Below are 23,155 nucleotides of genomic sequence, written 5' to 3'. Positions count from 1 at the left end.
GGCTCAGGCCGCCGCCCGCCGCGCGGCGTGCTCTCGTGCCCGGCGGTCGGCCTCGAGCACCGCCTCGAGGCTGTCGGCCGGCCCCGCCGGCACTGCCGCCAGGGTGTCCTCGATCACCTCGGCGATGGCCGTAAAGGGCAGCCGCCCGCCGAGGAAGGCCGCCACCGCCACCTCGTTGGCGGCGTTGAGGATCGCCGGCGCCGTCCCCCCCGCGCGCTGGGCCGCGTAGGCGAGGCCCAGGCAGGGATAGCGCCCAGGGTCGGGGGCGCGGAAGTCGAGCCGGCCGGCGCGCACCAGATCCAACGCCTCGACGCCCGCCTCGATCCGCTCCGGCCAGCCCAGGGCCTGGGCGATGGGCGTGCGCATGTCCGGATTGCCGAGCTGCGCCAGCACCGAGCCGTCCACGTACTCCACCAGGGAGTGGACGATGCTCTGCGGGTGCAGCACCACCTCCACGCGCTCCGCCGGCAGCCCGAAGAGCCAGCAGGCCTCCATCACTTCCAGGCCCTTGTTCATCATGGTCGCCGAGTCCACCGAGATCTTGCGCCCCATGGACCAGTTGGGATGGGCGCAGGCCTCCTCGGGCGTGACCGCCGCCAGCCGCTCCAGCGGCGCGTCGCGGAACGGCCCGCCGGAGGCGGTGAGGATGATCCGCCGCACGCCGGCCGGGGCCTGCCCCGGCCGGCTGCCCGGCGGCAGGCACTGGAAGACGGCGTTGTGCTCGCTGTCGATGGGGACGAGCTCCGCCCCCCCCTCGCGCACCGCCTCCATGAACAGGGCGCCGGCCATCACCAGCGACTCCTTGTTCGCCAGCAGCACGCGCTTGCCCGCGCGCGCCGCCGCGAGCGCCGGGCGCAGCCCCGCCGCACCGACGATGGCCGCCATGACGAAGGCGGCCTCGGGCAGCGCCGCCACCGCCTCGACGCCCTCGGCGCCGGCGAGGACCTCGATCCCCAGGCCCTCCTCGCGCAGGCCCTGCGCCAGGCGGCGCGCCGCGGCGGGCTCGGCCATGGCCACCACCGCCGGGCGGAAGCGCCCGCACAGCGCCCGCATCCCCTCGACGTCGCGCGCGCCGGCCAGGGCGACGACGCGGAAGCGGTCGGGATGGCGCGCGGCCACGTCCAGGGTACTGCGCCCGATGGAGCCCGTGGCCCCCAGCACGGCGAGCCCGATCACGCCCCGCCCCCCGCCGCGCCGAGCCCCACGAGATAGACCGGCGCCGCCGCCGTGATGCTGTCGATCCGGTCCAACAGCCCGCCGTGTCCGGGCAGCAGTCCGCCGCTGTCCTTCACGCCGCGCTCCCGCTTGACGAGACTCTCGAGCAGATCGCCGACCACCGAGGATAGGGCGACGGCGAGGGTGAGGGCAAACCAGGACGGACCGCCGCCAAGCCCCGCGGCGGCGGCCGCGAGCGCCGCCGCCATCGCCGCCAGCACCCCCCCCGCGAGCCCCTCCCAGGTCTTGCCCGGGCTCACCCGCGGGATGAGGCGGTGCCGACCCCAGCGCCGGCCGACGAGATAGGCCCCGCTGTCCGCCGCCCACACCACCACGAGGAGGTAGAGCAGCAACCCCGCACCGCCGGGGCGGCCGTGCACGGCGAGGGCCGCGGCGCAGGCCGGCACCAGCACCAGCAGACCGGCCGCGCGCCAGCCCCACACCGCCCGGCGCATCCGCCCCGGCCCCGGATAGCGCACCACGAGCACCGCCGCCGCAAGCCACCATGCCAGGGCGAGCCAGGCCACGAGCCGCACCGCCCCCTCGCCGGCGACGAGCAGCGCCGCCACCCCCGCCGCCACCGCCGCCGCGTAGGCCGCCGCGGCGGCCCCGGCGAGCCCCGTCAGGCGCGCCCACTCCCAGCCCGCACCCGCGGTCACGAGGACGAAGGGCAGCGCGAGCCAGACCGTGGGCAGCCCCAGGATGGCGGCGACCGTCAGTGGGAGCAGGACGGCGGCGGTCAGCAGGCGTCGCAGCATGGCCCCGGGTGCGGCGGCCGAGGCCGCCTCAGCCCCCCGCCCCCGGCGCCCCGCTAGGCACCCTGCGCCTTCTCCAGCGCCTCGGCCTGCTCGCCGGTGCGCCCGAAGCGCCGCTGCCTGCCGGCGTAGTCGGCGAGGGCCGCCTCGAGGTCGCCCTCGTCGAAGTCGGGCCAGAGGGTGTCCGTGAAGTGGAGCTCGGTGTAGGCCAGGTGCCAGAGGAGGAAGTTGCTGATCCGGCGCTCCCCCCCGGTGCGGATGAAGAGATCCGGGTCCGGCAGCCCGGCCAGCGACAGCCGCCCCGCCACCGCCTCCTCGTCCACCGCGGACGGATCGAGCCGCCCGTCGGCGGCCTCGGCGGCGATGCGCCGCGCCGCCTGGGCGATGTCCCAGCGCCCACCGTAGCCCACCGCCAGCACCAGGTCCATGGCCCGGTTGTCCCGCGTCAGCTCCTCCGCCTCGGCCATGCGCCGGTGCAGGGCGGGGCCGAAGTCGCGCCGCTCGCCGACGAAGCGGACGCGGATCCCGTGCTCGTGCAGCCGCGCCACCTCGCTGCCGAGGGTCTGCGTGAAGAGGTCCATCAGCACCCGCACCTCGGCGCGCGGGCGCCGCCAGTTCTCGCTGGAGAAGGCGAAGAGGGTCAGCACCGCGATGCCGCGGCGGCGGCAGCCCTCCACCGTGCGGCGCACGGCCTCGACACCGGCGCGGTGGCCCGCCGTGCGCGGCAGCCCCCGGCGCTGCGCCCAGCGGCCGTTGCCGTCCATGACGATGGCGATGTGTCGCGGCAGCCGCGCGCCGGCCCCCATGGCGATGCCTCCCCGGCCCTCAGACGCTGAGGAGCTCCTTCTCCTTGGCCTCGAGGATCTCGTCCACCTGGGCGATGAAGCGGTCGGTGAGCTTCTGGATCTCCTCCTCGGCGCGCCGCTCCTCGTCCTGCGAGATCTCCTTCTCCTTGACCAGCTCCTTGAGATGGTGGTTGGCGTCGCGGCGGATGTTGCGGATCGCCACCCGCGCCTGCTCGGCCTCTTGGCGCACGACACGCACCAGCTCCTTGCGCCGCTCCTCGGTCAGCGGCGGCAGCGGCACGCGGATGACGTTGCCCGCGGTGGCCGGGTTGAGCCCGAGGTCGGACTCGCGGATGGCCTTCTCCACCACCGGCACCATGTTGCGCTCCCACGGCGTCACGGTGAGGGTGCGGGCGTCCTCCACCGCGACGTTGGCCACCTGGTTGATGGGCACCTCGGTGCCGTAGTAGGTCACCCGGATGTGGTCGAGGAGGCTGGTGTGGGCGCGCCCGGTGCGCAGCTTCGCAAGCTCCTGCCTCAGGGCCTCGACGCTCTTCTTCATGCGCGACTGCGCGTCCTTCCGGATGTCCTCGATCATCGCTCGCCCCCTACTCCACCAGGGTCCCCAGCGGCTCGCCCCGCATCACCCGCTCCAGATTCCCGGGCACGGTCACGTCGAAGACGCGCACCGGCATCCCGTGCTGCCGGCACAGCTCCATGGCGGTGAGGTCCATGACCCCGAGGCGCCGCTCGAGGGCCTCGTCGAAGCCGAGCCGCTCGTAGCGGCGCGCCTGCGGGTTGCGCACGGGATCGTCGGAGTATACCCCATCGACCTTGGTCGCCTTCAGCAGCAGCCCGGCCGAGATCTCGATCGCCCGCAGCGCCGCCGCCGAGTCCGTGGTGAAGAACGGGTTGCCGGTGCCGGCGGCGAAGAAGACCACCCGGCCCTTGGCGAGGTGCCGCAGGGCGCGGTCGGGGCTGGCGGGTTCGGTCAGGTGCTCCACCTGGAGGGCCGACAGCACCCGCCCCTCGACGCCGTGGCGGCGCAGCGCCGCGCGCATGGCGAGGGCGTTCATCACCGTGGCGAGCATGCCCATGTGGTCGCCCGTGACGCGGTCGACCCCCGCCGCCGCGAGACCGGCGGCCTCCAGCCCCGCCCCCCGCAGGAGGTTGCCGCCGCCGACCACCACCCCCACCTGGGCCCCCAGGCGGGCCACCGCCGCGATCTCCCCCGCGAGGCGGGAGAGCTCGGCCGGGTCGATGCCGACCCCGCCCCCGCCCGCGAGAGCCTCGCCGCTCAGCTTGAGCAGGACCCGCCGCGGGGCGGGCCCGCCGGGCTCGGACCCCGCCACGGCCTCAGCCCTGGCCGCGGGCCTGGGCCATGACCTCGGCCGCGAAGTCCTCCTGCCTCTTCTCGATCCCCTCGCCCACCTCCAGGCGGACGAAGCGGCGGACCTCGGCACCGGCCTTGCGCACCAGCTCGCCCACCGTCTGGTCGGGATCCTTGACGAAGGGCTGGCCGAGCAGGGTGACCTCCGCCAGCCACTTGCGCAGCCGCCCCTCCACCATCTTCTCGACGATGTGCGCCGGCTTGCCGCTGTCGGCGGCCTGGGCGGCATAGATCTCGCGCTCCTTGGCCAGCACGGCCTCCGGCACCTCCTCGTCGCGCACCCACTGCGGACGGCTGGCGGCCACGTGCATGGCGAGATCCCGCGCCAGCGTCTCGTCGCCGCCGGCGAGCTCCACCACGACCCCGATGCGGGTGCCGTGGCGGTAGACGCCGAGCACGCCGTCGCTGTCGATGCGGGCGAAGCGGCGCACCTGGATGTTCTCCCCCACCTTGGCCACCAGCTCGCGGCGGGCCTCCTCGACGCTGCCCCCGTCCAGGGGCAGGGCCAGGAGCGCCTCGAGATCCGCGGGCGCCTTCTCCAGCGCCGCCTGCGCCACGGCCTCGGCGAAGCGCACGAAGTGCTCGTCCTTGGCCACGAAGTCGGTCTCGCTGTTGACCTCCACCAGCGCCACGGCGCCGCCGTCGCGGGCGACGGCGATGATGCCCTCCGCGGCCACCCGCCCGGCCTTCTTGTCGGCCTTGGCCTGGCCGCTCTTGCGCATCAGCTCGATGGCGGCCTCGATGTCCCCGCCGGTCTCCACCAGCGCCTTCTTGCACTCCATCATCCCGGCGCCGGTGCGCTCGCGAAGCTCCTTCACCAGTGCGGCTGTGATCTGCATCGGTCTCGCTCTCCCGTCACGGGCGCGGCCTCACTCGGCCGCGGCGCCCTGATCCCCACCCGCCGGCGTGTCCCCGTCCGCCACCACCGCGGCGGCCTCCGGCACCTCGTCCACCGGCACGAACTCGTCCTCGCCCCCGGTGGCCTCGGCCCGGCTGAGGCGCCCCTCGAGCACGGCGTCGGCGGCCGCCGAACAGTAGAGACGGATCGCCCGCATGGCGTCGTCGTTGCCCGGGATCGGGTAGTCGACCCCCTCGGGCGAGTTGTTGGTGTCCACCACCCCCACCACCGGGATGCGCAGCTTGTTGGCCTCCTTGACGGCGATGTCCTCGTGGCCGACGTCGATCACGAACAGGGCGTCGGGCAGCCCGTCCATGTCCTTGATGCCCCCGAGGGCGCGCTCGAGCTTGGCCATCTCGCGGCGCAGCCGCAGCACCTCCTTCTTGCTGAAGCGCTCGAAGCCGCCCTCCTGCTCCATCGCCTCCAGCTCCTTGAGGCGCTGGATGGAGCGGCGGATGGTGCGGTAGTTGGTGAGCATGCCGCCGAGCCAGCGGTAGTTGACATAGGGCATGCCGCAGCGCTCGGCCTGCTCCCGGACGATGTCCTGGGCGGCGCGCTTGGTGCCCACGAAGAGGACGGTGCCGCGGTCGGCGGCGATGCGGCTGATGAAGCCCATCGCCTCCTCGAACAGGGGCAGGGTCTTCTCGAGGTTGATGATGTGGATCCGGTTGCGGGCCCCGAAGATGTATGGTTCCATCTTCGGGTTCCAGTAGCGGGTCTGATGCCCGAAGTGGACGCCCGCCTCGAGCATCTGGCGCATCGAAACGCTCGGCATATCGGGAAGCCTCCTTCCTCGTCAGGGTTGAGCCTCCATGCGCCCCATACGGAAACCCGCCCTCGCGGGCGGGCACCCTGCCGCATGTGACGGCGCATGTGCGGATTTCGCGGCCGGGCCGCGTCTTTGGGCGGGCGCTTTATACCACAATCGGCGACCCCCACCAAGGCGGGGGCGGGAGGCGAGGCGAGCCGTGCTCATGTCCGTGATCATCAAGACCCCGGAGGAGATCGAGAAGATGCGCGTGGCCGGGCGGCTCGCCGCGGAGGTCCTCGACATGATCGAGGAGCACGTCCGCCCGGGGGTCACCACCGAGCAGCTCGACCGCATCTGCCACGACTACATCGTGGAGGTCCAGGGCGCCGTCCCCGCCCCCCTCAACTACCACGGCTTCCCCAAATCCATCTGCACCTCGGTCAACCACGTCGTCTGCCACGGCATCCCGGGCCCGCGGAAGCTGCGCGACGGCGACATCGTCAACATCGACGTCACCGTCATCAAGGACGGCTACCACGGCGACACCAGCCGCATGTTCTTCGTGGGCGAGCCGTCGGTGCTCGCCCGCCGCCTCGTGCGCGTCGCCCGCGAGTGCCTCGAGATCGGCATCTCCCTGGTGCGCCCCGGCGCCCGCCTCGGCGACATCGGCCACGCCATCCAGCGCCACGCCGAGCGCCACGGCTACTCGGTGGTGCGCGAGTACTGCGGCCACGGCATCGGGCGGCGCTTCCACGAGGAGCCGCAGGTGCTGCACTACGGCGCCCCGGGCACCGGGCTCGTGCTCGCCCCGGGCATGACCTTCACCATCGAACCCATGGTCAACGCCGGGCGGCGGCACGTGAAGGTGCTCGGCGACGGCTGGACCGTGGTCACCAAGGACCGCAGCCTCTCGGCCCAGTGGGAGCACACGGTGCTCGTGACCGAGGACGGCCACGAGGTGCTCACGCTGAGCCCGCGCCACGGCACCTGACCGCCATGGACGCCACTCCGCCGCCGGGGATGCGCAGCCGGCGGGTGGTGCGGGACCCCGGCCCCGTGCGCACCCGCAGCGGCCCGCCGCGGCCCGCCGGCCCGCTCCTGGACCCCGCCGCCCTCGACCAGGCCCTCGCCGCCGGCGCCGATCCCCTCGAGGCCTTCCGGCGCGCCCTCGCCGAGGGGACCGACGCCCTCGCCGAGCGCTTCCGCAGCGGGGTGCCCGCGGCGATGCTGGTGGGGGAGCGGGCGCGCCTCATCGACCAGCTGCTGCGCCGCGCCTGGGATCGGCTCGTGGCGGCCGAGGCCGGTGCCACCATGGCCCTGGTGGCGGTGGGCGGCTACGGCCGCGGCGAGCTCCACCCGCACTCCGACATCGACCTCCTGATCCTCCTCGAGGCCGAGCCCGACCCCTGCCAGCGGGGCGTCATCGAGTCCTTCCTCGCCTTCCTCTGGGACATCGGCCTGGAGGTGGGCCAGAGCGTGCGCACGGTGGAGGCCTGCGCCGAGCTCGCCCGCGCCGACATCACGGTGGCCACCAGCCTCATGGAGGCGCGGCTGCTGGCCGGGCCGCGGCCGCTGTTCGAGCGCATGGCCGAGGCCGTGGGGCCGGACCGGATGTGGCCCAGCCGCGCCTTCTTCGAGGCCAAGCTCGCCGAGCAGCAGGCCCGCCACGCCAAGTTCCACGACACCGCCTACAACCTCGAACCCAACGTCAAGGAGGGCCCGGGCGGCCTGCGCGATCTGCAGACCGTGGCCTGGGTGGCCAAGCGGCACTTCCGCGCCCGCGACCTCCACGACCTCGTGGCGCGGGGCTTTCTCACCGAGGACGAGCACCACGACCTCGTCGCCGCCCAGGGCTTCCTGTGGGACGTGCGCTTCGCCCTCCACCTCCACGCCGGCCGCCGCGAGGACCGGCTCCTTCTCGACCACCAGCAGGCGCTCGCCCGCGCCTTCGGCTTCCGCGACGACGACCAGCGCCTGGCGGTGGAGAAGTTCATGAAGCGCTACTACCGCACGGTGATGGAGCTGCAGCGGCTGACCGAGATGCTCCTGCAGCTCTTCTCCGAGCGCATCCTGCACGCCGACGAGCCGGGCGAGCCCGTGCCCCTCAACCGCCGCTTCCAGGCCCGCCACGGCTACATCGAGGCGGTCTCGGAGGAGATCTTCCGCCGCTATCCCTTCGCCCTGCTGGAGATCTTCCTCCTGCTCGCGCAGCACCCCGAGCTCAAGGGCGTGCGCGCCACCACCATCCGCCTCATCCGCGCCCACCGCCACCTCATCGACGGCGCCTTCCGCCGCGATCTGCGCAACCGGGCGCTCTTCATGGAGATCCTGCGCCAGCCCCAGGGCATCACCAAGGTGCTGCGGCGGATGAACCGCTACGGCGTGCTCGCCGCCTACATCCCCGCCTTCGGCCGCATCGTCGGCCAGATGCAGTACGACCTCTTCCACGTCTACACCGTGGACGAGCACACGCTGTTCGTGCTGCGCAACCTGCGCCGCTTCACCGTGCCCGAGCACCGCCACGAGTTCCCCCACTGCAGCGAGATCATCGAGCGCATCCCGAAGCTGGAGCTGCTCTACCTGGCGGCGCTGTTCCACGACATCGGCAAGGGGCGCGGCGGCGACCACAGCGAGATCGGGGCGGAGGAGGCGGAGCGCTTCTGCCGCGAGCACCTGCTGAGCGCCTACGACACCGAGCTGGTGACCTGGCTCGTGCGCCACCACCTGCTGCTGTCCACCACCGCCCAGCGGCGCGACATCGGCGACCCCGAGGTGGTCAACGAGTTCGCCCGCCGGGTGGGCGACCAGACCCGCCTCGACTATCTCTACCTCCTCACCGTCGCCGACGTGCGCGCCACCAACCCGGCGATCTGGAACTCCTGGAAGGACGCCCTCTTCCACGAGCTCTACGCGCTGGCCCGGCGTGCCCTGCGCCGCGGCCTCGAAAACCCGGTGGACCGCGCCGAGCGGGTGCGCGGCGTGCGCGCGCTGGCGCGGGCCCAGCTGCGCCTGCGCGGCCTGCCCGCCGAGGCCGTCGAAGCCCTCTGGCGCACCCTCCCGGAGGAGTACTTCCTGCGCACCGCACCCGACGAGGTGGCCTGGCACACCGAGACCGTGATCCACGCCGGCACGCCGCCCGTGGTCGCGCTGCGCCGCCACCGCGGCCACGCCGGCACCGCCGTCCTCGTCTACTGCCGCGACGAGGAGCACGTCTTCGCGCTCACCACCTCGATGCTGGACCGCCTGGGGCTCAACGTCGCCGACGCGCGCATCATCCCCACCCTCGACGGCCACACCGTGGACGTCTATCTGGTGCTGGAGGACGACGGCGGGCCGGTGGCCGAGGCGGGGCGCGAGGAGGAGGTCCGGATGGCGCTGCTCGAGGCCCTGCGCTCGCCGCCGCGGCCGATCCCCCTCACCCCGCGGCGGGCCTCACGGCAGCTGCGCCACTTCCGCGTGCCCACGGTGGTGGAGTTCTCCCAAGACGAGCGCAACGGGCGCACCGTGGTGGGGCTCGTCTGCGCCGACCGCCCGGGCCTGCTCTCGCGGGTCGGGCGCGCCTTCGCCGACTGCGGGGTGCGGCTGCGCAACGCCAAGGTGGCCACGGTGGGCGAGCGCGCCGAGGACTTCTTCTACGTCACCGACCGCGAGGGGCGTCCGCTGGATGCGCCCGAGCGGCAGGCCTGCGTGCGCGAGGCCCTCCTGCGCTACCTGGAGAGCGGCTGAACCCGCCGCGGCTCAGCCGCCGCGGCGCGCGGCCGCCACGGCGGCGGCGACGATGAGGCCCCCGCCCGCCCACTCCGCGGGCCGCAGCGCCTCGCCGGCGAGGAGGTAGGACGAGACCGCCCCCGCCACCAGCTCGAAGAGCAGGATCACCGCCGAGCGGCCCACCGGCAGGCGCGTCACCCCGTACTGGACCGAGAGGGTCATCACCGTCATCAGCAGCGCCCCCACGGCGAGGGCGCCGGCGATGCCGACGGGGTCGGCCGGGGCGGGGGCGCCCTCGACGGCAAGCATCGCCGCCGCCACCGCCAGCACCCCCACCCAGGAGAGGGCCGTCTTGGCCGCCAGCGGCATCGCCTGGAGCCGGCGCACGGCGACGTTGGTGACGGCGAAGGCCATCCCCGAGGTCAGGGCCAGCCAGTCCGCCCGCCCCGCGGGCCAGGGCATGCCGAGCTCGGGCGACCACAGCATGGCCCCGGCCCCGGCCATGGCGAGGGCGAGCACCGCGAGCGCCCCCCGGGTCACCGGCTCGCCCAGCAGCAGCCGCGCCAGCACCACCGCCCACACCGGCGAGAGATAGAAGAGGAGGAGCACCCGCATCACCGTGCCCTCCAGCACGGCGAGGACGAAGGCGACGTTGGTCCAGCCGGCGGCGAGCGCCATGAGCAGCCCCCAGCGCCCGCCCGCGCCCCTGCGCAGGGCGCGCACCGCCGGGGCGGCGAGGATCGCCAGCGCCGCGGCGTAGATGAGCAGCGTCGACCACAGCCCCGCGACCCCCCGCGCCTCCAGCAGGCGCAGCGGGTACCAGAGCACCCCCCAGAGGGTGGCGCCGAGCAGCAGCGCCGCCACCGCGGCCCCCTCGCCGGGCGCCCGCGCCGGTTTATACTCCCCCATCCCGGCCTCCACGGAAGCCCCGGTGAATCCCGATCTCGACCGCCTCCACCCCTACCCCTTCGAGCGGCTGCGGGCGCTGCTCGCCGGCTGCGCGCCGCCGGCCGGGCTGCCGCCCTTGGATCTGGCCATCGGCGAGCCGCGCCACCCGCCGCCCCCCTTCGTCCTCGAGGCGCTCGGTGCCGCCCTCGAGGGCCTCGGCCGCTACCCGGCGACCCGCGGCGAGGCGCCGCTGCGGCAGGCCATCGCCGCCTGGCTCGAGCGTCGCTTCGGCCTGCCGGCGGGTGCCGTGGACCCCGAGACCCACGTGCTCCCCGTCAACGGCACCCGGGAGGCCCTCTTCGCCTTCGCCCAGGCCGTGGTGGACCGCACCGCCCGCCCCCTGGTGGCGATGCCGAACCCCTTTTACCAGATCTACGAGGGGGCGGCACTTCTCGCCGGCGCCGAGCCCTACTACCTGGACGCCACCGAGGCCAGCGGCCACCTGCCGGACCTCGACGCCGTGCCGGAGCCGGTGTGGCGGCGCTGCCAGCTCCTCTACCTCTGCTCGCCCGCCAACCCCGCGGGCGCGGTGGCCGATGCCGCCTACCTGCACCGGGCGCTGGAGCTCGCCGAGCGGCACGACTTCGTCATCGCGGCCGACGAGTGCTACTCCGAGATCTACCTCGACGAGGACCGCCCCCCGCCGGGCCTCCTCCAGGCCGCCCACGCGGCGGGCAACGAGGCCTTCCGCCGCTGCGTCGTCTTCCACAGCCTGTCCAAGCGCTCCAACCTGCCGGGGCTGCGCTCGGGCTTCGTCGCGGGAGATGCCGAGATCCTCGCCCGCTTCCTGCGCTACCGCACCTACCACGGCTGCGCGATGCCGCCGCCGGTGCAGGCGGCGAGCCTCGCCGCCTGGGGCGACGAGGCGCACGTGGCCGCAAACCGCGCCGCCTACCGGGCCAAGTTCGACGCCGTGCTCGCCGAGCTCGCGCCGGTGCTGCCCCTCGAGCGCCCCCCCGCCGGCTTCTACCTCTGGCCGCGGGTGGGCGACGACGAGGCCTTCGTGCGCCGGCTCTACGCCCGATACAATGTTCGGCTCCTGCCCGGCCGCTACCTCTCGCGCGAGACGGCCGCCGGCAACCCGGGCGCCGGCCGCGTGCGCATCGCCCTCGTGGGCACGCGCGAGGCATGCCTCGAGGCCGCGCGCCGCATCCGCGCGTGCCTCGCCGAAGGACGCTAGCACCAGGAGGATCGCCATGTACGACCTGCAGCAGACCATCGAGGAGGCCTGGGCGGCGCGCGCCGAGCTCGGCCCGGACAAGGCCCCGGAGCTGTTCCGCGAGGCCGTCGACGAGGTCCTCGACCGCCTCGACCGCGGCGAGCTGCGCGTGGCTGAGCGCATCGACGGCGCCTGGGTGGTGCACGAGTGGCTCAAGAAGGCGGTGCTGCTCTCCTTCCGCCTCTACCCCAACCAGGTCATCGAGGGCGGCCACACCCGCTTCTACGACAAGGTCCCCCTCAAGCACGCGGGCTACGACGCCGAGCGCTTCGCCGCCGAGGGGGTGCGCGTGGTGCCGCCGGCGACCGTGCGGCGCGGCGCCTACGTCGCCCCCAACTGCGTGCTCATGCCGAGCTACGTCAACATCGGCGCCTACGTCGACAGCGGCACCATGGTGGACACCTGGGCCACCGTCGGCTCCTGCGCCCAGATCGGCAAGAACGTCCACCTCTCCGGCGGCGTCGGCATCGGCGGCGTCCTCGAGCCGCTCCAGGCCCGCCCCACCATCATCGAGGACGACTGCTTCATCGGCGCCCGCTCCGAGATCGTCGAGGGCGTCATCGTCGAGCGCGGCTCGGTGATCTCCATGGGCGTCTACATCGGCCAGAGCACCAAGATCTACAACCGCCTCACCGGCGAGATCAGCTACGGCCGCGTGCCCGCGGGCTCGGTGGTGGTCCCCGGGAGCCTGCCCTCCAAGGACGGCCGCTACGCCCTCTACTGCGCCGTCATCGTCAAGCAGGTGGACGCCCAGACGCGCGCCAAGGTGGGCATCAACGAGCTGCTGCGGGACGTGGACTGAGCCGGTGTCGGCGGTCCTCGACCTCGCCTGCGAGCTGATCCGGCGCCCCTCGGTCACGCCGGAGGACGCCGGCTGCCAGGCCCTCGTCGCCGAGCGCCTGGCGGCGGCCGGCTTCGCCATCGAGCACCACCCCCACGGGCCCGTGGCCAACCTCTGGGCGCGCCTCGGCGCGCGCCGCCCGCTCCTGGTGCTCGCCGGCCACACCGACGTGGTGCCCCCGGGACCCGCCGCGGCCTGGCACACCCCGCCCTTCGAGCCCACGGTGCGCGACGGCTTCCTGCACGGGCGCGGGGCCGCGGACATGAAGGGCGCGGTGGCGGCGATGGTGGTGGCCGCCGAGCGCTTCGCCGCCCGCCACCCCCGCCCTGCGGGCTCGCTGGCGCTGCTGCTCACCAGCGACGAGGAGGGGCCGGCGGTGGACGGCACCGCCCGCGTAGTGGAGACGCTGCGGGCGCGCGGCGAGGCCGTCGACTGGTGCCTGGTGGGCGAGCCGAGCAGCGAGCAGCGCCTCGGCGACGTGGTCAAGCACGGGCGGCGCGGCTCCCTCAACGGCACCCTCACCGTTGTCGGCGTCCAGGGCCATGTCGCCTACCCCGAGCGCGCCGACAACCCCGTGCACCGGGCGGCGCCCGCGCTGGCCGAGCTCTGCGCCGCCCGCTGGGACGAGGGCGACGAGGACTTCCCGCCCACCAGCTTCCAGATCTCCAACCTGCACGCCGGCACCGGCGCCGACAACGTCATCCCGGGGGAGCTCACGGTGCGCTTCAACTTCCGCTACGCCCCCGGCCAGGATCCGGCCTCCCTGGAGCGCGCTGTGCGCGCGATCCTCGACCGCCACCGCCTGCGCTACCGCCTCGCCTGGGATCCGCCGTCGCAGCCCTTCATCACCCGCGGCGGGCCCTTGCTCGCGGCGGTGCTGGACGCGGTGGAGGCGGTCTGCGGCCTGCGCCCGCGCTGCTCCACCGGGGGCGGCACCTCGGACGGGCGCTTCCTCGCCGCGGCCGGGGCCCAGGTCGTGGAGCTCGGCCCGCTCAACGCCACCATCCATCAGGTGGACGAGCGCGTGGCGGTGGCGGATCTCGAGCGCCTGGCCGAGGTCTACGGGCGCATCATCGAGACCCTGCTCGCCCCCGGCTGAGGCGGCCGAACCGGCCGCGCCGCGGGGGGTCGAAGATCACAGCAGCGCGAAGGCAGGGGACGCCACCATGGAGGCGACGAAGAGGCTCGACGCGACGGCAAGACCCGCGCGCTGCTTCTGCGAGGTGGAGGCGGCGGCCCTGCGGGAGGTCCTGCGCCGCCGCCATCTGGAGGGCCGCTCCACCGTTGAGCTGTTGCAGGCGGCGCGCAACGAGCGCGAGCGCACGCTGGTGGCGCTGGTGGCGCTGCTCGACGTCGAGGAGGAGACCCTGCGCACCCTGCTTGCGCCCCGGCTTCGCCCGGGCTGCGACCCCGTGGTCTGCCGCCGCCGCGTGCGCGCCTGGCTCGAGGAGATGCTCGCGGCGCCGGCGTCCTGAGCCCGCCGCTCAGGGGCCTGCGGCGAAGCGCCGGGCGCGGGCGATCTTGCCCGCCTGCGGCAGGCGGTAGAAGCGGCGCAGCTCGTTGGCGAGGGGCGGCAGCCGCGGCCCCTGCCGGAGCACCCGCTCGATCCCGGCACAGTAGAGATCGGCGTAGCGGTTGGCCCACCAGTAGCGGCGCAGCTCCTCCGCCGGCATCCCGGCGGCGAAGCGCACGTGATGGAACAGGCGCCGGCGCAGGGCCCGGGGCGGCAGCCGGCGGCGCTGGCGCACCATGAGCGCCGCCGCGGTCACGTACTTGTCCACCTCGGCCTGCAGCTCCAGCTCCAGGCGCGTCACCGGCCGGTCGTGGCCGGCGTGGAAGGCCAGGTAGACGAAATGGCTCACCCCCTCGAGGGCGGTACAGAAGTCGGCGAGGTTGCCGGGGTGCAGCTCGCGGAGCGGATCGTCGCGCCGCAGCCGGGCGAGCACGGCCTCGTCGATGTAGAGCGACAGCGCCACCTCACCCGCCTCGCAGCGCACCAGCAGCCGCTCCGGCGACTCGCGCCCGCCACCGAGGATCCGGGCGAGACGCGCGTCGGTGATCACGAAGCGGCGCACGTCGTGCCCGGGATCGACGTCGTAGATCTGCTGCAGGGTCTCCTGAAGAGAGGCGAGGTCCATCAGCGCCCTCCCGTCGCCCGTGGCTGCGGTGCTCCGCCCGGCCGCTCGTGCATCGTCCGCTCCTCGTGCCGACAGCCTCCGCCAGTATGGACCAGCGACACCGCCCCGGGGTGCCCGCCTTGCCCGCCCTTCCCGACGCGGCTACCCTTGCCCGCCGCCGTCCCGGGAGCCGCACCGCCATGGATCCGACCCTGGCCCTTTCCTCCTTCGCCCTGATCTTCGCCGCCGAGATGGGGGACAAGACCCAGCTCATGGCGATGGCGCTCGCCCACCGCTACCCGGTGCGGCCGGTGCTCGCCGGGGTCTTCGCCGCCTTCGCCGTCCTCAACGCCCTGGCCGTGCTCGCAGGCGCCGCCCTCGACCGCCTCCTCCCCGAACGGGCGGTGCTCACCGCCGCGGGCCTGCTCTTTTTGGTCTTCGCCTGGCGCACCTGGCGCGAGGCGGGCGGGGACGGGGCGGAGCGGCCCGCCGGCACCGCCGCGCGCAGCGCCTTCCTCGCCAGCTTCGGCCTCATCCTGCTCGCGGAGCTTGGCGACAAGACCCAGCTCGCCATGGTGGCCCTCGCCGCAGGCGGCGGCGACCCCGCGGCCGTCTTCACCGGCGGCACCCTCGCCCTGTGGGCGGTCTCCGGCCTCGGCATCGCCGTCGGCGGCACGCTGCTGCGCCGCCTTCCGCCGGGCTGGATGCATCGGGGTGCGGCCGCCCTCTTCGCCGTCTTCGGGCTGGCCGCCCTCGCCCGCGCCTGGCTGCTGCCGGCCTGAACGGGCGCGCCACCCCTCAGGGCCGCCGCGCCCGCACCACCGCCAGCCGCTCACCCCAGCGCCCCGCCACCTCCCGGGTCACCGCCGCCCACCGCACGGCCTGCGCCCGCGGGGCGGCGAGCAGGAAGAAGGCGTGCGCACCGGCAAAGACCAGGTGGTCGCCGCCCGGGGTCAGCGCCTGGATCTGCGCCGACCGCCGCGCGATCTCCACCTCCCGTCGCCGCCGCGCGAAGTGCTGGAACACGAGCACCGCCCGCCCCGCCGCCCACAGCCCGGCCACGGTCTCCGGGTAGACGTAGCGCGCGGAGGCCGCGCGCCCGGGCGGCACCGAGGGGACGGCGAGGCCGTTGTCGGGATCGAGGAAGACGAGGTCGGCATCCGCCGCGGCCGCGAGCAGCCGCCTGCGCCAGGCGGCCCGCGCCGCCCGCCCCGCCGGGACCGCGTCGCCGAAGAAGCGGGCGCCGGGCAGCAGCCCCGAGCCCTCGACCCACGCGAGGGACGGCGCGGTGGCGGCGGCCAGGGCGTCGAAGAGCGGCGGGTCGGCGTCGCGCCAAGCCTCGGGGCGCCTCAGATAGCCGCGCCGCCGCCCGTGCGTGCCCCCGTCCGGCGGGGTGCGCATCCACGCCACCAGCAGGCGCGTTCCCGCCCGGGCGGCCGCCCGCAGCAGCCCGTACTTGAGGTAGTCGTTGACGTCGCCGACGTACTGGTCCTTCACCCCTGCCCGGACGCGCGGATCGCCCTCGACTCGACTACCCTTCCGGCATACCCACGTCAACCCGATGGAGGAGCCAGGCCATGCCTCGAGCCTTCGTTGCCGCCCTCGCCGCCCTGCTTCTGGCCCTTGCCGCCGACCGCGCCGCCGCCGGCGAGACGCTGGTGGTGCGCACGGTGCAGGCCTCCTTCGACGAGGTGGCCGCCTTCCTGCAGGAGGCCATCCAGGGCAAGGGGCTCGTGATCGACAACATCTCGCGGGTGGGCGAGATGCTGGCGCGCACCGCAGGCGACGTCGGCGCCACCCGCAAGGTCTACCGTCGCGCCGAGGTCTACCAGTTCTGCTCCGCGCGCTACTCGCGCGCCATGGTGGAGGCCGACCCGCGCAACCTCGCCTTCTGCCCCTACCGCATCGCCCTCTACGAGCTGGCCGACCGCCCCGGCCTCGTCCATGTGGCCTACTGGCGCCTCGCCCCCCTCGCGCCGCCGGGCTCCGGGAAGGCCCTGGCCGACGTGGACGCCCTCGTGGAGTCCATCGTCGGCGATGCCCTGGGGCTCTTCTGAGGCCGCCCCGGGGGGGCAGGGCCGCGTCGCGGGCGGACCCTTTTCCCGAGCGCCCTGCTCAACTATCGCCGAAGGGAGATTGCCAGGACCCCACGCGGCGTCCATGCTGGCAGCATGCACGCGAGCAGCCGGCATCCCACCCCGCCCCCCACCGCCGAGCTCCTGGTGGCCCCGGGCTGCCCCCACTGCGCCCACATGGAGCGCCTCCTGACCGCGCTGCAGCGCGAGGGCCTGATCGCGCGCCTGGAGGTGGTGGACCTCGCCCGCCACCCCGAACGGGCCGAGGCCCTCGGCCTGCGCGGCGTGCCGTGGCTGCGCCTCGGCCCCTTTGAGCTCGAGGGCCTGCACGGACCCGATGCCCTGCGCCGTTGGATCGAGCGCACGGGCACGGTGGAAGGTCACGCCGAATACGTGCGAAGCGAGCTCGCCGGCGGCCGCCTGAGCCTCATGGAGCGGCGCGTGCTCCAGGCCCCCGGCCGCTGGACCCCGGCGCTGCTGCACCTGCTGGCGCGGGAGGACCTGGACCTCAAGGTCCGCCTCGGCCTCGACGCGCTGCTGGAGATGCTGGCGCGGGAGGGGCTGCTGGAGGGATGGATCGAGGCCCTGGCGGAGCTCGCCCGGGGCGAGGGCCCGGCCCGCCGCGCCGACGCCGCCCACTACCTCGGGCTCACCGGCTCCCCGGCCGCGGTGGGGCCGGTGGAGGCCCTTCTCGAGGACCCCGATCCGCAGGTCCGGGACATCGCGCGGGAGGCGCGCGCCAACCTGCCCACCGCCCACTGACCCGGACACGGGCGAATGGCGTCCCCAAGGGGATTCGAACCCCTGTTACAGCCTTGAAAGGGCTGGGTCCTAGGCCGGCTAGACGATGGGGACGAAGACCGGGCGCCGGATGAACGAAGGGGGCTGATGCATCAGCCCCCCGGCGTGGCTGGTGGAGCTAGGCGGGATCGAACCGCCGACCTCTTGCATGCCATGCAAGCGCTCTCCCAGCTGAGCTATAGCCCCGTCGTGTGAGCGCGGAAATCTACGCAAACCTGCCCGGGCTGTCAACCCGCCTGCGTCTGCCCCGCGATCCAGCCCAGCGCCCGCTCGATGCGCGCAAGCGTCCGCTCCCGCCCGAGCAGGGCCAGGGTCTGGTCGATGGGCGGGGAGACCGCGGTCCCCGTCACCGCGACCCGGATCGGCTGCGCCACCTTCCCGAGCTTCAGGCCCAGCGCCTCGGCGGTGGCCACCACCTGCTCGTGGATGCGCTCCGGGGTCCAGGGCGAGAGCCCGGCGAGCCGGACGCGCACCGCCTCGAGCACCGGCGCCGCCTCGGCGGTGAGGTGCTTGGCCGCCGCCTTCTCGTCGTAGCCCGCGGGCTCGCGGTAGAAGAAGGCGCTGCGCTCGGCCATCTCGCGCAGCGTCTTGGTGCGCTCGCGCTGCGCCAGCACCACGTCGGCGAGCTCCGGCCCCGCGGCGGGGTCGATGCCGAGCCGCCCCATGTGCCAGCTCAGGTGATGGGCCACGTGCTGCGGGTCCAGGGCCTTGATGTAGTGGTGATTGAGCCAGAGGAGCTTCTCCTCGTTGAAGCTCGAGGGCGCCTTGTTGACGTCGGCGATGTCGAAGAGCCGGATCATCTCGTCGAGGGAGAAGATCTCCTGGTCGCCGTGGGACCAGCCGAGGCGCACCAGGTAGTTGAGCAGCGCCTCGGGCAGGTAGCCCCGCTCGCGGTACTCCATGACGCTCACCGCGCCGTGGCGCTTGGACAGGCGCTGCCCGTCCGGACCGAGGATCATGGGGACGTGGGCGTAGGCCGGCGGCGTCGCCCCCAGCGCGCGCAGGATGTTGATCTGGCGCGGGGTGTTGGCGAGGTGGTCGTCGCCGCGGATGACGTGGGTGATGGCCATGTCGAGGTCGTCCACCACCACCGTGAAGTTGTACGTGGGGGTGCCGTCGGAGCGGGCGATGATGAGGTCGTCGAGCTCGCGGTTGTCGAACACCACCCGCCCGCGCACCAGGTCCTCCACCACCACCGCGCCCTCGCGCGGGTTGCGGAAGCGCACCACGTAGGCCTGCCCCTCCGGGTGGTCGGTGCGATCGCGGCAGAGCCCGTCGTAGCGCGGCTTCTCCTTGCGCGCGAGCTGCTCGGCCCGGAGCGCCTCCAGCCGCTCCCTGGAGCAGTAGCAGCGGTAGGCCTTGCCCTCGGCGAGGAGGCGCTCGATGACCTCGCGGTAGCGCTCCATCCTGCGGGTCTGGAAGAAGGGGCCCTCGTCCCACTCCAGGCCGAGCCAGGCCATGCCCTCGAGGATGGCGTTGACCGACTCGGCGGTGGAGCGCTCGAGGTCGGTGTCCTCGATACGCAGGATGAAGGTGCCGCCGTGGCGCCGCGCGTAGAGCCAGGAGAAGAGCGCGGTGCGGGCCCCGCCCACGTGCAGATAGCCCGTCGGGCTGGGCGCGAAGCGGGTACGGACCGTCATGGGCTGTCCTCGCGGTGCTCTCGAAAGGCGCGGATTCTAGCACCCGCCCCCGCCCCTTGCCTGCCCGCGCGGCGCGCGCTAGCCTTCGCGCCCCACGCAACCCGCGAGGCAGCGCCAGCCCTCATGGCCCCGCTCCGTCCGGAACAGCGCATCGTGCTCAAGCGCGAGGTCGGCCGCGACGACCCGCGCGAGGCCTGCACCTTCCTCGCGCGCCACACCGGCCTGTCCAAGAGCGCGGTCAAAGAGGCCATGTCCAAGGGCGCGGCATGGCTCCGCAGGGCCCGCCGGGACGGACTCGGGCCGCGCCGGCGGCTGCGCCGGGCCAAGACCGAGCTCCGGGTCGGCGACCGCCTCGAGCTCTTCTACGACCCCGCGGTGCTCGCCCTCGAGCCGCCGCGGGCCCGTCTGTTCCAGGACCTCGGCGAGTACGGCGTCTGGTACAAGCCGGCGGGGCTTCTCGCCCAGGGCACCGACTACGGCGACCACTGCGCCCTCCTGCGGCAGGTGGAGAAGGCCACACGGCGCCCGGTCTTCCTCGTCCACCGCCTGGACCGCGAGGCCGCCGGGCTCATGCTGGTGGCCCATTCGCGGCGGGCGGCGGCGGGGCTGTCCCGCCTCTTCCAGCAGCAGCGCATCGAGAAGCGCTACCGCGCCCTCCTCCACGGCGATCTCGCCGCCGCCCACGGCGCCCGTGGGCGCATCGACCTGCCCCTCGACGGCAAGCCCGCGGTCACCGACTACGAGGTCCTGGACCACGACGCCGAGCACGACCGCACCCTCGTCGACGTCCTCATCACCACCGGCCGGCTGCACCAGATCCGGCGCCACTTCGCGGCCCTCGGCCACCCCGTGGTGGGGGACTCCCGCTACGGCGCCGGTGCGCCGGCGGCGCCGGGCATGCGCCTCGTGGCCTACGGCCTCGCCTTCCGCTGCCCCCTCAGCGGGCGCGAGATCCGCCTCGCCCTGCCGGAGGCGCGCATCGGCCTCGGCGCCGCCCCACCCGCCGGGGACGACGCCGCAGCCCGGGCAGCCGACTGAGCCTGGATCGACCGCGGCCCCGGGCGCCGCTACAATGCCGCCCCATGGCCAAGCCGACCCAGACAGCCGTCGCCGAGGAGGCCCACGCGCCCGGCACGCTCTCCCTCGGTATGCTCCCAGACCTGCTGGGCTTCCAGCTCCGCATGGCCCAGCTCGCCACCTTCCGCGACTTCCTCGAGACCTTCGCCGACCTCGGCCTGACCCCCACCCTCTTCGGCGCCCTGGTGCTCGTCGAGGCCAACCCCGGGGCCAAGCAGTCGGAGCTTGCGCGCACCCTCGGCCTCGACCGCTCCACCATGGTCTCCATCATCGACCGCCTCGAGCGCGAGGGCTGGGTTCGCCGCCGCCGTGCGGCCACCGACCGCCGCTCCAACGCCATCGAGCTCACCGCCGCCGGCCGTCGCATCCTGCCCGAGTTCAAGCGCCGGGTCGCCGAGCACGAGGCGCGCCTCACGGCGCACCTGGGCGCCGACGAGCAGGCCCGGCTGCGCGACCTGCTGGGACGGATCTTCCCGGACCGCCGCTGAGGCCCGCAGCGGGCGGGGAGAACTTCGGCGCCTATTGTTTGATCTCCACCATTTTGCTACCCTACCATCCGCAGGGAACCGAAGATCGTGGTGGAGGTGGCCCATGGGCATCCGCGAGCGCGTCGCACGGCTTCTGGACCGGATGCACGACCAGCCCCAGTACCCGGGCCAGGGGGCGGTCCTCTTCGTCGACCTGGAGCGGGCGCAGACCCGCCGCGCCTACCTGCCGCGCGAGGTCTTCACCACCTTCCTCGGCGGCCGCGGCGCCAACATGTACCTGCTCTACAACCTGATGGAGGACGGGCGGGAGGCGCTCGATCCGGAGATCCCGCTGATCTTCGGCGTCGGCCTCCTCACTGGCCACGTCCCCGGCGCCACCCGGGGCAACTTCACCAGCCTCTCCCCGGACAGCGACGCCCTCATGGACTCCAGCGCCGGAGACTACTTCCCCTCCTTCGTCCGCCGCCACGGCTACGACCATCTCGTCCTCTACGGGCGCGCCCCGCGGTGGACCCTGCTGCGCATCCGCGGCCCCGAGGTGGACTTCCTCGACGCCGCCCCCTACGTCGGCCTGGACAACATCGACCTGACCGCCGCCCTCGAGCGCGACCTCGGCGGCACCGAGCGCAAGGACCTCGCCATGGCCCGGATCACCACCGCGGGCGAGAACGAGGTCCTGTGCGCCGGGATCATGGGCGGGCCCAAGTCCATCTGGGCGCGCGGCGGCCCCGGGGCCAAGATGGGGTCGCTTCGGCTCAAGGCCATCGTCGTCCAGGGCGCGCCCCCCGAGCCCGCGCTGGATCGCGAGTCCAAGCTCGCCAACAAGGCCATCGGCAGGAAGATCCTCTCCACCAGCGTCATCCGCAACGCCCTCAAGCAGGTGGGCACGCCCTTCCTCTACAAGCCGAGCCGCGTGCTGGGCGCCATGGGCACCAAGAACCACCAGGAGACCACCTGGACCGACGCCCTCGACGCCGACAACATCGACCCCTACCGCCCGGGCATGGACGGCTGCTTCAAGTGCCCGGTCCACTGCCGCGCCCGCAACGACATGACCCCGGAGGGCAAGGGGGGCTGGGGCAGCCAGGCCCTGCGCGGGCTACGCGGCAACGCCAGCTACGACCCCGCCCAGGCCGAGCAGGTGCACCTGCGCCCCAAGACCTGGCGCGGCCGCAACGGCGACGACGTCTACGACCGCTACGACCGGGGCGACGGCCCCGAGTACGTAACCCTGGGCAAGTTCGGGCCGGACATCGGCATCGAGCGCGTCGAGCACGTCCTGCGCCTGAACAACATCCTCAACGACCTCGGCCTCGACTCGGCGAGCACCGGCAGCGCCATCGCCTGGGCCATGGAGCTCTACCAGCGCGGCATCCTCACGCGCGAGGACACCGGCGGGCTGGAGCTCACCTGGGGCAACTTCGAGGTGGTGGAGCGGCTGCTCTTCATGACCGCCCGGCGCGAGGGCTTCGGCAACGTGATCGCCGACTCGGCGCGCGCCGTCGAGCGCGGCCACTACCCCCCGGAGGCGCTGCGCTACCGCATGGCGGTCAAGGGGCTGTTCCAGTCCGACCCGCACGATGCGCGCATCCTCAAGGCCTTCGCCCTCGGCCTGGCGGTGGCCACGCGCGGCATGGACCACCTGCGCAACCGGGTCACCCTCGAGATCAACGCCCGCATCAACGACGACCGCGCCTTCAAGACCGCCCTCTACGGCGGCCCGGTCTCACCCGAACCCAACAGCTACGAGGGCAAGGAGTACGCCGTGCGCCGCTGCGAGAACACCTTCGCCGTGGGCGACGCGCTGGGCATGTGCCGCTTCAACACCCGCCTCTTCAACTCCCCCTCCCTGCCGGGCTACGAGGAGTTCGCGACCCAGATCCGCAACCTCACGGGGATCGAGCTGGACCCCGACGCCCTCGACGAGATCGGGCGCAACATCACCGGCCTCGAGCGCATGATCAACTTCCGCCGCGGCCTGCGCGGGCGCGACGACACCCTGCCGGAGCGCTGGTTCGAGGAGCCCAACACCGCCGGACCCTTCCGCGGCGAGCGCATCGACCGCGAGGCCTTCGAGGCCCTCAAGCGGCGCTTCTACCGTCTCACCGGCCTCAACGCCGAGGGCGTGCCCGAGCCCGACTGGGCCGAGCGCCTGGCGCAGGTCACCACCGGCTTCGCCCTGCGCCTGGAGCTGCCCCGTCCGGTGCCGGGCGCCCCGGACGGCGTGGTGGTGGTGGACGAGCCGGTGGACAACGTCGAGGAGCTGCGCCGGTTCCTGCGCCGGCGCCTGCCCGAGGCGGCCGAGCTCGTCGACGACGAGCTCGCCAACCTCGCCGTCAACGGCGACCTGCACCTGTCCGGCACCGGCGCCCTGCGCCTCTCGAGCGGCGACCGGCTCACCGTGGTGCCCATGATCGGCGGGGGATGAGGGGGGCGGGGGGCGCGCC

General features: G+C 74.0%; 23 protein-coding genes and 2 tRNA genes. 12 read left to right on the top strand and 13 right to left on the bottom strand.

All coding sequences use genetic code 11. The features are described 5' to 3' along the window. Nucleotides 1–3 precede the first annotated feature (3 nt). The 7 genes from ispC to rpsB are packed head-to-tail and all read right to left on the bottom strand — an operon-like array spanning nucleotide 4 to nucleotide 5,818. Complete coding sequence (gene ispC, locus EDC57_RS07060; RefSeq protein WP_123401187.1) at nucleotides 4–1,176, bottom strand: 1-deoxy-D-xylulose-5-phosphate reductoisomerase; 1,173 nt, start codon at nucleotides 1,174–1,176, stop codon at nucleotides 4–6. After that, entirely contained in the window at nucleotides 1,173–1,973 is an 801-nt protein-coding gene (locus EDC57_RS07055) for a phosphatidate cytidylyltransferase (RefSeq protein ID WP_123401186.1), read from the bottom strand. Before EDC57_RS07055 ends, ispC begins: the two co-directional genes overlap by 4 nt. Nucleotides 1,974–2,026: 53 nt before the next feature. Continuing rightward, a complete protein-coding gene (uppS, locus tag EDC57_RS07050) occupies nucleotides 2,027–2,776 on the bottom strand; it encodes a polyprenyl diphosphate synthase (RefSeq protein WP_123401185.1) in 750 nt (249 codons plus the stop codon). 19 nt (nucleotides 2,777–2,795) lie between these two features. Continuing rightward, entirely contained in the window at nucleotides 2,796–3,353 is a 558-nt protein-coding gene (frr, locus tag EDC57_RS07045; protein WP_123401184.1) for a ribosome recycling factor, read from the bottom strand. Nucleotides 3,354–3,363: 10 nt separating this feature from the next. Continuing rightward, nucleotides 3,364–4,107, bottom strand: a complete 744-nt coding sequence (gene pyrH / locus EDC57_RS07040) for a UMP kinase (RefSeq protein ID WP_123401183.1) — start codon at nucleotides 4,105–4,107, stop codon at nucleotides 3,364–3,366. A gap of 4 nt (nucleotides 4,108–4,111) precedes the next feature. Continuing rightward, nucleotides 4,112–4,984, bottom strand: coding sequence for a translation elongation factor Ts (gene tsf / locus EDC57_RS07035; RefSeq protein ID WP_123401182.1), 873 nt, complete (start codon nucleotides 4,982–4,984; stop codon nucleotides 4,112–4,114). A 30-nt stretch (nucleotides 4,985–5,014) separates the two neighbouring features. Beyond that, nucleotides 5,015–5,818 carry a 30S ribosomal protein S2 gene (gene rpsB, locus EDC57_RS07030; RefSeq protein WP_123401181.1) on the bottom strand — a complete coding sequence of 268 codons (804 nt, stop codon included), beginning with the start codon at nucleotides 5,816–5,818 and terminating at the stop codon, nucleotides 5,015–5,017. Nucleotides 5,819–6,017: 199 nt separating this feature from the next. Between rpsB and map the strand changes: the two genes are divergently transcribed. Together map and glnD are read left to right on the top strand one after the other, a co-directional pair. Further along, the gene (map, locus tag EDC57_RS07025; protein ID WP_123401833.1) at nucleotides 6,018–6,785 is read left to right on the top strand and encodes a type I methionyl aminopeptidase; all 768 of its coding nucleotides are present in this window, start codon (nucleotides 6,018–6,020) and stop codon (nucleotides 6,783–6,785) included. A gap of 5 nt (nucleotides 6,786–6,790) precedes the next feature. Further along, nucleotides 6,791–9,520: a [protein-PII] uridylyltransferase gene (gene glnD / locus EDC57_RS07020; protein WP_245995168.1), complete on the top strand. Its 2,730-nt coding sequence runs from the start codon at nucleotides 6,791–6,793 to the stop codon at nucleotides 9,518–9,520. Nucleotides 9,521–9,532: 12 nt separating this feature from the next. Here glnD and EDC57_RS07015 read toward each other — a convergent pair whose 3' ends face one another. Then, complete coding sequence (locus EDC57_RS07015; RefSeq protein WP_123401179.1) at nucleotides 9,533–10,411, bottom strand: DMT family transporter; 879 nt, start codon at nucleotides 10,409–10,411, stop codon at nucleotides 9,533–9,535. A 22-nt stretch (nucleotides 10,412–10,433) separates the two neighbouring features. Between EDC57_RS07015 and dapC the strand changes: the two genes are divergently transcribed. From dapC to EDC57_RS06995, 4 genes are all read left to right on the top strand, one after another. Next, nucleotides 10,434–11,630 (top strand): succinyldiaminopimelate transaminase, encoded by a 1,197-nt coding sequence (dapC, locus tag EDC57_RS07010; protein ID WP_123401178.1) that lies wholly within the window; start codon nucleotides 10,434–10,436, stop codon nucleotides 11,628–11,630. Between the two features lie 16 nt (nucleotides 11,631–11,646). Beyond that, nucleotides 11,647–12,471, top strand: a complete 825-nt coding sequence (gene dapD, locus EDC57_RS07005) for a 2,3,4,5-tetrahydropyridine-2,6-dicarboxylate N-succinyltransferase (RefSeq protein WP_123401177.1) — start codon at nucleotides 11,647–11,649, stop codon at nucleotides 12,469–12,471. Nucleotides 12,472–12,475: 4 nt separating this feature from the next. Further along, the gene (dapE, locus tag EDC57_RS07000; RefSeq protein ID WP_123401176.1) at nucleotides 12,476–13,609 is read left to right on the top strand and encodes a succinyl-diaminopimelate desuccinylase; all 1,134 of its coding nucleotides are present in this window, start codon (nucleotides 12,476–12,478) and stop codon (nucleotides 13,607–13,609) included. 67 nt (nucleotides 13,610–13,676) lie between these two features. Then, the gene (locus tag EDC57_RS06995; RefSeq protein WP_123401175.1) at nucleotides 13,677–13,985 is read left to right on the top strand and encodes a hypothetical protein; all 309 of its coding nucleotides are present in this window, start codon (nucleotides 13,677–13,679) and stop codon (nucleotides 13,983–13,985) included. Nucleotides 13,986–13,994: 9 nt separating this feature from the next. Here the strand turns inward: EDC57_RS06995 and EDC57_RS06990 are convergent, their stop codons facing one another. After that, nucleotides 13,995–14,648 (bottom strand): hypothetical protein, encoded by a 654-nt coding sequence (locus EDC57_RS06990; protein ID WP_123401174.1) that lies wholly within the window; start codon nucleotides 14,646–14,648, stop codon nucleotides 13,995–13,997. A gap of 179 nt (nucleotides 14,649–14,827) precedes the next feature. Here EDC57_RS06990 and EDC57_RS06985 point away from each other — a divergent pair, with 179 nt between their 5' ends. Next, nucleotides 14,828–15,409: a TMEM165/GDT1 family protein gene (locus tag EDC57_RS06985; RefSeq protein WP_123401173.1), complete on the top strand. Its 582-nt coding sequence runs from the start codon at nucleotides 14,828–14,830 to the stop codon at nucleotides 15,407–15,409. Nucleotides 15,410–15,425: 16 nt separating this feature from the next. Here EDC57_RS06985 and EDC57_RS06980 read toward each other — a convergent pair whose 3' ends face one another. Further along, on the bottom strand, nucleotides 15,426–16,124 hold the full coding sequence (locus tag EDC57_RS06980; RefSeq protein ID WP_123401172.1) for a hypothetical protein: 699 nt from the start codon (nucleotides 16,122–16,124) through the stop codon (nucleotides 15,426–15,428). Nucleotides 16,125–16,204: 80 nt separating this feature from the next. Between EDC57_RS06980 and EDC57_RS06975 the strand changes: the two genes are divergently transcribed. Both EDC57_RS06975 and EDC57_RS06970 read left to right on the top strand, forming a co-directional pair. Beyond that, a complete protein-coding gene (locus EDC57_RS06975) occupies nucleotides 16,205–16,684 on the top strand; it encodes a DUF302 domain-containing protein (RefSeq protein ID WP_123401171.1) in 480 nt (159 codons plus the stop codon). Nucleotides 16,685–16,798: 114 nt separating this feature from the next. Next, the gene (locus EDC57_RS06970; RefSeq protein ID WP_123401170.1) at nucleotides 16,799–17,464 is read left to right on the top strand and encodes a HEAT repeat domain-containing protein; all 666 of its coding nucleotides are present in this window, start codon (nucleotides 16,799–16,801) and stop codon (nucleotides 17,462–17,464) included. 16 nt (nucleotides 17,465–17,480) lie between these two features. Here EDC57_RS06970 and EDC57_RS06965 read toward each other — a convergent pair. From EDC57_RS06965 to gltX, 3 genes are all read right to left on the bottom strand, one after another. Further along, a tRNA-Glu gene (locus EDC57_RS06965) sits at nucleotides 17,481–17,557 on the bottom strand. Between the two features lie 56 nt (nucleotides 17,558–17,613). Then, nucleotides 17,614–17,689, bottom strand: a tRNA-Ala gene (locus EDC57_RS06960). Between the two features lie 41 nt (nucleotides 17,690–17,730). After that, a complete protein-coding gene (gltX, locus tag EDC57_RS06955; protein ID WP_123401169.1) occupies nucleotides 17,731–19,143 on the bottom strand; it encodes a glutamate--tRNA ligase in 1,413 nt (470 codons plus the stop codon). 123 nt (nucleotides 19,144–19,266) lie between these two features. Between gltX and EDC57_RS06950 the strand changes: the two genes are divergently transcribed. The 3 genes from EDC57_RS06950 to EDC57_RS06940 all read left to right on the top strand — a co-directional run bounded on the left by EDC57_RS06950 (nucleotide 19,267) and on the right by EDC57_RS06940 (nucleotide 23,136). Beyond that, nucleotides 19,267–20,181 carry an RluA family pseudouridine synthase gene (locus EDC57_RS06950; RefSeq protein ID WP_123401168.1) on the top strand — a complete coding sequence of 305 codons (915 nt, stop codon included), beginning with the start codon at nucleotides 19,267–19,269 and terminating at the stop codon, nucleotides 20,179–20,181. 44 nt (nucleotides 20,182–20,225) lie between these two features. Continuing rightward, nucleotides 20,226–20,708: a MarR family winged helix-turn-helix transcriptional regulator gene (locus EDC57_RS06945; protein WP_123401167.1), complete on the top strand. Its 483-nt coding sequence runs from the start codon at nucleotides 20,226–20,228 to the stop codon at nucleotides 20,706–20,708. A gap of 103 nt (nucleotides 20,709–20,811) precedes the next feature. After that, entirely contained in the window at nucleotides 20,812–23,136 is a 2,325-nt protein-coding gene (locus EDC57_RS06940; RefSeq protein WP_123401166.1) for an aldehyde ferredoxin oxidoreductase C-terminal domain-containing protein, read from the top strand. The last annotated feature ends 19 nt before the right edge of the window (nucleotides 23,137–23,155 follow it).

Origin of the sequence: Inmirania thermothiophila (genome assembly GCF_003751635.1) — a bacterium.
Classification (GTDB): domain Bacteria; phylum Pseudomonadota; class Gammaproteobacteria; order DSM-100275; family DSM-100275; genus Inmirania; species Inmirania thermothiophila.
Note: the sequence above shows the minus strand (reverse complement) of the source record. Positions and strands in the feature narration are given on the sequence as shown.

Coding starts and splice junctions, on each gene's coding strand:
- EDC57_RS07055 (WP_123401186.1), bottom strand. CDS start 1,973: ATGCTGCGACGCCTGCTGACCGCCGCCGTCCTGCTCCCACTGACGGTC.
- uppS (WP_123401185.1), bottom strand. CDS start 2,776: ATGGGGGCCGGCGCGCGGCTGCCGCGACACATCGCCATCGTCATGGAC.
- frr (WP_123401184.1), bottom strand. CDS start 3,353: ATGATCGAGGACATCCGGAAGGACGCGCAGTCGCGCATGAAGAAGAGC.
- tsf (WP_123401182.1), bottom strand. CDS start 4,984: ATGCAGATCACAGCCGCACTGGTGAAGGAGCTTCGCGAGCGCACCGGC.
- rpsB (WP_123401181.1), bottom strand. CDS start 5,818: ATGCCGAGCGTTTCGATGCGCCAGATGCTCGAGGCGGGCGTCCACTTC.
- map (WP_123401833.1), top strand. CDS start 6,018: ATGTCCGTGATCATCAAGACCCCGGAGGAGATCGAGAAGATGCGCGTG.
- glnD (WP_245995168.1), top strand. CDS start 6,791: ATGGACGCCACTCCGCCGCCGGGGATGCGCAGCCGGCGGGTGGTGCGG.
- EDC57_RS07015 (WP_123401179.1), bottom strand. CDS start 10,411: ATGGGGGAGTATAAACCGGCGCGGGCGCCCGGCGAGGGGGCCGCGGTG.
- dapD (WP_123401177.1), top strand. CDS start 11,647: ATGTACGACCTGCAGCAGACCATCGAGGAGGCCTGGGCGGCGCGCGCC.
- EDC57_RS06995 (WP_123401175.1), top strand. CDS start 13,677: ATGGAGGCGACGAAGAGGCTCGACGCGACGGCAAGACCCGCGCGCTGC.
- EDC57_RS06990 (WP_123401174.1), bottom strand. CDS start 14,648: ATGGACCTCGCCTCTCTTCAGGAGACCCTGCAGCAGATCTACGACGTC.
- EDC57_RS06985 (WP_123401173.1), top strand. CDS start 14,828: ATGGATCCGACCCTGGCCCTTTCCTCCTTCGCCCTGATCTTCGCCGCC.
- EDC57_RS06975 (WP_123401171.1), top strand. CDS start 16,205: ATGCCTCGAGCCTTCGTTGCCGCCCTCGCCGCCCTGCTTCTGGCCCTT.
- EDC57_RS06970 (WP_123401170.1), top strand. CDS start 16,799: ATGCACGCGAGCAGCCGGCATCCCACCCCGCCCCCCACCGCCGAGCTC.
- gltX (WP_123401169.1), bottom strand. CDS start 19,143: ATGACGGTCCGTACCCGCTTCGCGCCCAGCCCGACGGGCTATCTGCAC.
- EDC57_RS06950 (WP_123401168.1), top strand. CDS start 19,267: ATGGCCCCGCTCCGTCCGGAACAGCGCATCGTGCTCAAGCGCGAGGTC.
- EDC57_RS06945 (WP_123401167.1), top strand. CDS start 20,226: ATGGCCAAGCCGACCCAGACAGCCGTCGCCGAGGAGGCCCACGCGCCC.
- EDC57_RS06940 (WP_123401166.1), top strand. CDS start 20,812: ATGGGCATCCGCGAGCGCGTCGCACGGCTTCTGGACCGGATGCACGAC.